Annotated in this window: 5 protein-coding genes and 1 pseudogene; 5 read left to right on the top strand and 1 reads right to left on the bottom strand. The window is 63.8% G+C overall.

Annotation, left to right across the window (positions count from 1 at the left end; genetic code table 11):
* The first annotated feature begins 857 nt into the window (after nt 1-857).
* The 5 genes from ACOYQJ_RS26110 (at nt 858) to ACOYQJ_RS26090 (ending at nt 5,153) form a co-directional block, all read left to right on the top strand.
* The gene (locus tag ACOYQJ_RS26110) at nt 858-2,660 is read left to right on the top strand and encodes an AraC family transcriptional regulator (protein WP_422908801.1); all 1,803 of its coding nucleotides are present in this window, start codon (nt 858-860) and stop codon (nt 2,658-2,660) included.
* Between the two features lie 108 nt (nt 2,661-2,768).
* Nucleotides 2,769-3,596 carry an NAD(P)H-binding protein gene (locus ACOYQJ_RS26105; protein ID WP_422908800.1) on the top strand — a complete coding sequence of 276 codons (828 nt, stop codon included), beginning with the start codon at nt 2,769-2,771 and terminating at the stop codon, nt 3,594-3,596.
* 25 nt (nt 3,597-3,621) lie between these two features.
* Nucleotides 3,622-4,050: a DUF4345 domain-containing protein gene (locus tag ACOYQJ_RS26100; protein WP_422908799.1), complete on the top strand. Its 429-nt coding sequence runs from the start codon at nt 3,622-3,624 to the stop codon at nt 4,048-4,050.
* Between the two features lie 83 nt (nt 4,051-4,133).
* Entirely contained in the window at nt 4,134-4,631 is a 498-nt protein-coding gene (locus tag ACOYQJ_RS26095) for an anthrone oxygenase family protein (protein ID WP_422908798.1), read from the top strand.
* Nucleotides 4,632-4,688: 57 nt separating this feature from the next.
* Nucleotides 4,689-5,153: a GNAT family N-acetyltransferase gene (locus tag ACOYQJ_RS26090; protein ID WP_422908797.1), complete on the top strand. Its 465-nt coding sequence runs from the start codon at nt 4,689-4,691 to the stop codon at nt 5,151-5,153.
* 206 nt (nt 5,154-5,359) lie between these two features.
* On the opposite strand, the pseudogene ACOYQJ_RS26085 reads toward ACOYQJ_RS26090, so the two are convergent.
* Nucleotides 5,360-5,692: pseudogene (locus tag ACOYQJ_RS26085) on the bottom strand (hypothetical protein); the annotation flags it as partial.

The raw sequence follows: 5,692 nt of genomic DNA, 5'->3' as shown, positions 1-5,692 counted from the left end.
GACAGGAAAGGCGCTCGCGCCACGTTCAGCCGTCGATATTCTGCGCCAGCGAACGGGTGTTTTTCCACGGAATCGGCCACAAACTGGAATCCAAGCGACAACGAACCGGAATCCCAGCGTCCCGGCCAATGAAACACGGCGTTCCGAGCGATTACCTCCAGCCCCTACCGCCGGAGCCAAAATCAGCCTAACCCGTTGATACAGAAAGAGAACGGAGAATAGCTCCGTTCACTTTCATCCTCAGGTGCGACCCTGTCACGCAGGCGGCACACACGAGGTACACAAGCGGCTCACAGACTGTGTCTACTGCGATTTCACGACGGCCAACCCGTCGAGGCCAGCATGACGACCTGTCGATACCTCCACCGGAAAGGCGACCGCTTTCGCTTTCGCCGTCGCCTGCCCGGATTTTCTGCATTGATCCCTGCAATTTCTTTGCCCTTGGGGACGACAGACGAGAATCTTGCGCTTAACTGGGTCAGACACCTCACGCAGGAGTCCGACCGGATGTTCGACAGTTTCGTATTCATGGCACCGCCGCTGCCCGATGAGCTCGTCGCGCAATACTTCCGTCATTGCCTCGAGGACAGCCTGTTCACCCTGCGTCGCCAGGTACGCATGGCCCGAATTAGTGGTCGCTTCGGTGCGGACGATGAAACCCGGCTCTCACTGATGCCCCTGATCCTGAACAGCCTTCTGGAGGATGGCATCCGCGACAACCTCCCGATACAGCGGGTCGACCCGAATGGTCGCCGGAGACCCTCACCATCGCGATGCACCTGTATTCGGCGGAAGCCCGTCGCATCCAGTCAACGGAAGAAACACGGCGGATCCAGCAGATCTTTCCGGACATCAAGATGTCGGACCTCACCAGCGCCGAGCATACCGGCCAGTTGCGCGAAGCCTATATCGCCGCCCGCCTTGCGGCACTGCGGGAAGGCACCGCGCCGACGTGCTTTGAAACGCTTGGCGGTCCGGCGGAGCAACATGGGCCAGCCGTCATCGTGAGCAAGGCGACCACTGCTGGTGCCGTTGCCGAGATGGTTTCAACGGTCCCGCAGTGCAATGCCCGTCCGCTCCCGCCTGCGCCCGAGAAGCGGCCCGACAGTGGTCGGCCTGATCCTGTATGTCCGCCATCGCCTGCGAAGGTACCGGAAACCACAATGCAACCCGCCGCCAACGTCCGGCGCTCTGTCCCGAAATCCGTTTGCCAAACCATGTCTACCTTGGCGGAGCATTTCACGGCCTGTCAGGATGAAGCTCTCTCCGCAGGTCCAGAAGTTTGGTCCACGAACATTGCACATGTCTTCTGGCGGACAACACGGTCAGAGAACATGACACCGGCAGTGGCGACGCAGCGTGAGTCAGATATCCGTCGTTTCACGCTCATCACCCAGATCACGAGCGTGAGCCAGATTACGCAGGGAAAATCGCGCCACTGGATGGATACCTTGATGAAATTCGCTAAGGATTTCCTGCGTTCCAGCAAGGATGCTCATCAGAACCTTGAGGCCATCCTGCTGGGAGCGGGGCATCTCCCCGCCAAAAAGAAAGGTCTCACATCTGGTAATCATGACGAGGATTTCTCAGTCCGCCGCACGCCCGGTGCCACAGCGAGCTTGGCCATTCACCACGCGCACCATAGAATGAGAGGCATGGGGTATGTCACGTCGCTTTTCGCACGCAAGGTGGTCGCCGCGGCGGGCGGTGGGGTCGATGCTGCGGCGATGCTCGCCAGTGTCGGAATTGATCCTGAAGCCTCTTGGGATCCTGGACAGATGGTTCCGGCGGAACGCTACTACGATATGCTCGAAAGGATCGCCGAGCAGATCGACGTGACCGATCTGCCGGTGCGCACGGGCGCCTCCATGCAGCTTGACGAGTACGGCGCGCTTGGGCTGGCCTTCAAGGCCGCGACGACGCTTGGGGCGTCCTATGCACGGGTGGAACGCTACGCGCGGCTCTGGAGCAGCGTCGCTGAATTCGAGCTGCGACCGGCGACCGGAGGCACGCTCTTCATCCTTCACCGGGCGGGCGAGCGGCGCCTCGGGATGCGGCTGTCGAACGAGGCGACATTGGCCAGTGCCGTGTCCATCGCAAGGCAGGTCTGCCCGGTGCCGCTTGCGCCCGTGGAAGTGCTGGTCCGGCATCCCGCCCCGCGTCGGGTCGCTGCGCACGAGGCGTGGTTCGGCTGCCCGGTGCGGTTCTGCGCGGACCTCGACGCGATCTTTTATGACGACGAGACGCTGGCCCAGCCCAATATCCTCGGGGACGAGGGGATTTCGCAATACCTCGCCACGCATCTCGACGCGGAACTGTCCGAGATCACCCAGGCGCCCGCGCTTGTCACGCAGGCCCAAGCAGCGATCGCCCAGGCCCTCAGCGAGGGGACGCCGAAGATGGCCGAGATCGCCCGGGGCCTTGGGCTCAGCGCGCGGTCCCTGCACCGGCGCCTCTCGGAGCACGGGATGAGCTTCCAGAGCCTCACCGAGGAAACCCGCCGCGATCTCGCCGAGGGGCTCTTGCAGGATCACAGCCATTCACTGGCGGAAATCGCCTTCCTCACCGGGTTTTCCGAGCAGAGCGCCTTTACCCGCGCATTCAAGCGCTGGGTCGGTACGACGCCTGCGAGCTACCGCAAGGACATGGTCCGGCGCTGACGCACGCATTGGCGAGGTCGGTCAAAGGGCTGGCGGCGCCGGTCAATACCGCGCGACACCCAAGCATCTATCCCTTGGCTACCGAAACCCAAGCCAAGGGGATATCCCATGCAAGACAAACCGATCCTCGTCATCGGCGCCACCGGCAAGACCGGCCGCCGTGTTGCCAGCCGCCTCGAAGCGCGGGGCCTGCCCGTGCGCCGCGGCGCGCGCAACTCCGCCACGCCCTTTGACTGGGAGGCGCCGGAGACCTGGGCACCCGCCCTGCGCGGAGCCCGTGCGGCCTATGTCACCTACTTCCCTGATCTCGCCTTCCCCGGAGCCGTGGAAAAGCTCGAGTCCCTCTGCGAGACGGCGCGCGACGTGGGTGTCGATCATCTCGTGCTGCTCTCTGGTCGCGGCGAACACCACGCGCGGCTGGGCGAAGAGGTGGTGCGCAACTCCGGTGTCGACTTCACCATTATCCGGGCCGCCTGGTTCGCGCAGAACTTCTCCGAAGGCTACCTGCGCGACCCGGTTCTGGCCGGCGTCCTTCCGATGCCCGGCGGTGATATCGCCGAGCCCATCATCGACATCGACGACATTGCCGATGTCGTCGTCGCGGCGCTGACCGAAGAAGGCCATAGGGGCGAACTTTACGAGGTGACAGGCCCGCGGCTGATGACCTTCGCGGACATGGCGGGCGCGCTTTCGCAGGCCACCGGGCGTGAGATCCGGCATATCCCCATAAGCTTCGAGGAGTTCCACGCGAACGTCGCCGAGGCTGGTGGCCCCTTCGTCGCCGATGTCTTCACCGCGATCGCGCGCGAGACGTTGGATGGACGCAACGCCCACACCTCGGACGGTGTGATGCGCGCTCTTGGCCGTGCCCCGCGCGACTTCGCGGACTTCGCCCGGGCCGCAGCCCAGACCGGCGCCTGGACAAGCGCCGCCTGACACCACCCGATGAAAGGACCATGACATGCAATCCACCCTTTTCGAAAAGATCGCGCTCGGTCTCTCCGGCCTCACCGCGCTCACGATCGGCGCTTTCATCCTGTTCGCACCACACGCCTTCTATACCAGCTACGGCATCACGCTCGGCCAAGACGCCAGCCTGCTCAGCGAGTTGCGCGCCCCCGGCGCCGGTCTCGCGAGTTTCGGCCTGCTGATGCTGCTCGGCATCTGGCGGCACGCGATCCTGCCGATTGGCATGGCGGCGGCCCTGACCGTCTTCATCGCCTTCCCGGCTGGGCGGCTGGTCGGGCTCGCAGTGGACGGGATGCCGTCAGGCAGCATTATCGCCGCCCTCGTCGTCGAAGTAGTCATCGCCGTGCTCTGCCTCGCAGCCTTTCGTCGCCGCCTCTGGCTGCCGGCGCCCGGCTTTTCCACCGCGAAACCTGCGCGCTGAACCTGCCGCAGCGGCGCGGCGGCGTGGCCCGCATTTCCGCGCCGCCGCCAATTCAACCCGTTACTCCACAAGGAGACAGACCCATGATCCAACAACTCTTTGAAATCAGCCTCGTTGCCGTAACGCTGGCCACAGGCCTCGTCGCCGGGGTGTTTCTCACCTTCTCCGATTTCGTGATGCGCGCGCTTGCCCGCGCCGAGCCCGCTGCCGGGATCGAAGCGATGCAGATAATCAACCGCGAGGTTTATCGGTCGCTGTTCATGGCGCTCCTCATCGGGCTGACCATTGTCTCGATCCTGCTCGCCGTCGCCGGTATCTTCCTTGTGGGACGTGACGTGGCGCTTTGGCTTGTCGGTGCTGCCGGGGCTTACATCATCGGCGTCATGGCGATCACCGCCCGCAAGAACGTGCCTATGAACCAGCGCCTCGACCGCATGGAGCACCGGAGCGCCGACGCACGTGCCTATTGGGCCACATACACGCGCGACTGGACCCGCTGGAACCATCTGCGCTGGGTCGCCGGGCTGGCTGCCGCGATCGGCTACTTTGGTGCGACCGTCACGGTCGCCGGACAGGTATGACCGGGTTCGGGCAGGGTCGGATTCCCGGTCCCGCCGCACGTTTCGAAGGAGAAGACCATGAACGAAGAACCGCTGACCTTTCGCCCGGCGTGTGCGACCGATCTGTTCGAGATCGTCGGTCTGCTGGCAGACGATCCGCTGGGTGAACTGCGCGAGGATCTGCGCGCGCCTCTGCCAGAGGCTTACCGCGCAGCCTTTTCCGCAATCGAAAGCGATCCGAACCAGTTGCTCGTCGTGGCCGAGCGCAAAGGGGCTATCGTCGGAACACTGCAACTCAGCTTCCTGCCCGGCCTCGCGCGAAAGGGCGCTTGGCGTGGTCAGTTCGAGGCGGTGCGGATCGCGAAAGATCATCGGGGCGGGAAGCTTGGGGAAAGGATGTTCGCCTGGGCGATCGACGAATGCAAGGCACGCGGGTGCTCGCTGGTTCAACTCACCACGGACAAGGCCCGACCAGACGCCCACCGCTTCTACGACCGACTGGGTTTTGAGCCGACCCACATCGGCTACAAGCTTGAGATCTAAGACAGGGCCGCCAAATACCCTGTGAACGGGGGCACGCGCAGACGCGGCGAGGTTGGCGTATCTGAAGCGAACGTCCGGTCTGGCCAGACCGAAGCGCAGCATATCGCGCGCCGTAGACCTGTCAGCTTTGGGCGGATTCCGTGGAAGAACACCCGTTCGCGGGCGCAGAATATCGACGGCTGAACGTGGCGCGCGTGCCTTTCCTGTCAGGCGTTTCGCGGTTGCTGCGGTGCGGGAAGGAGCTTGGCCAGCTTGCGGAGATTCTGGGCGGTGGCAGCGAGGAGAAATTCGTCGTTTGCACCGCATGCACTGCCCGGCAGGGTCATGGCGCAGCCATGATCCCGAGAGGGGCCGCGCAATCGGAGCCTGTTCAGGCCAAGGATCCGTTTGAGGTGGGCGAAGAGCATCTCAACCTTCTTCCGCAGCTTCATCGAGATGACGTATTGCTCGGTTTTGGCCCCTCTCGTGCATGTAAACATGCACTGCCGGGCAGTGGATGTCGCGGGCGACCTGCCGGGCATCTTCATGTTCCTCACGGG

Source organism: Pacificoceanicola algae (assembly GCF_049341065.1).
In the GTDB taxonomy this organism is placed as follows: domain Bacteria; phylum Pseudomonadota; class Alphaproteobacteria; order Rhodobacterales; family Rhodobacteraceae; genus Pacificoceanicola.
Note: the sequence above shows the minus strand (reverse complement) of the source record. Positions and strands in the feature narration are given on the sequence as shown.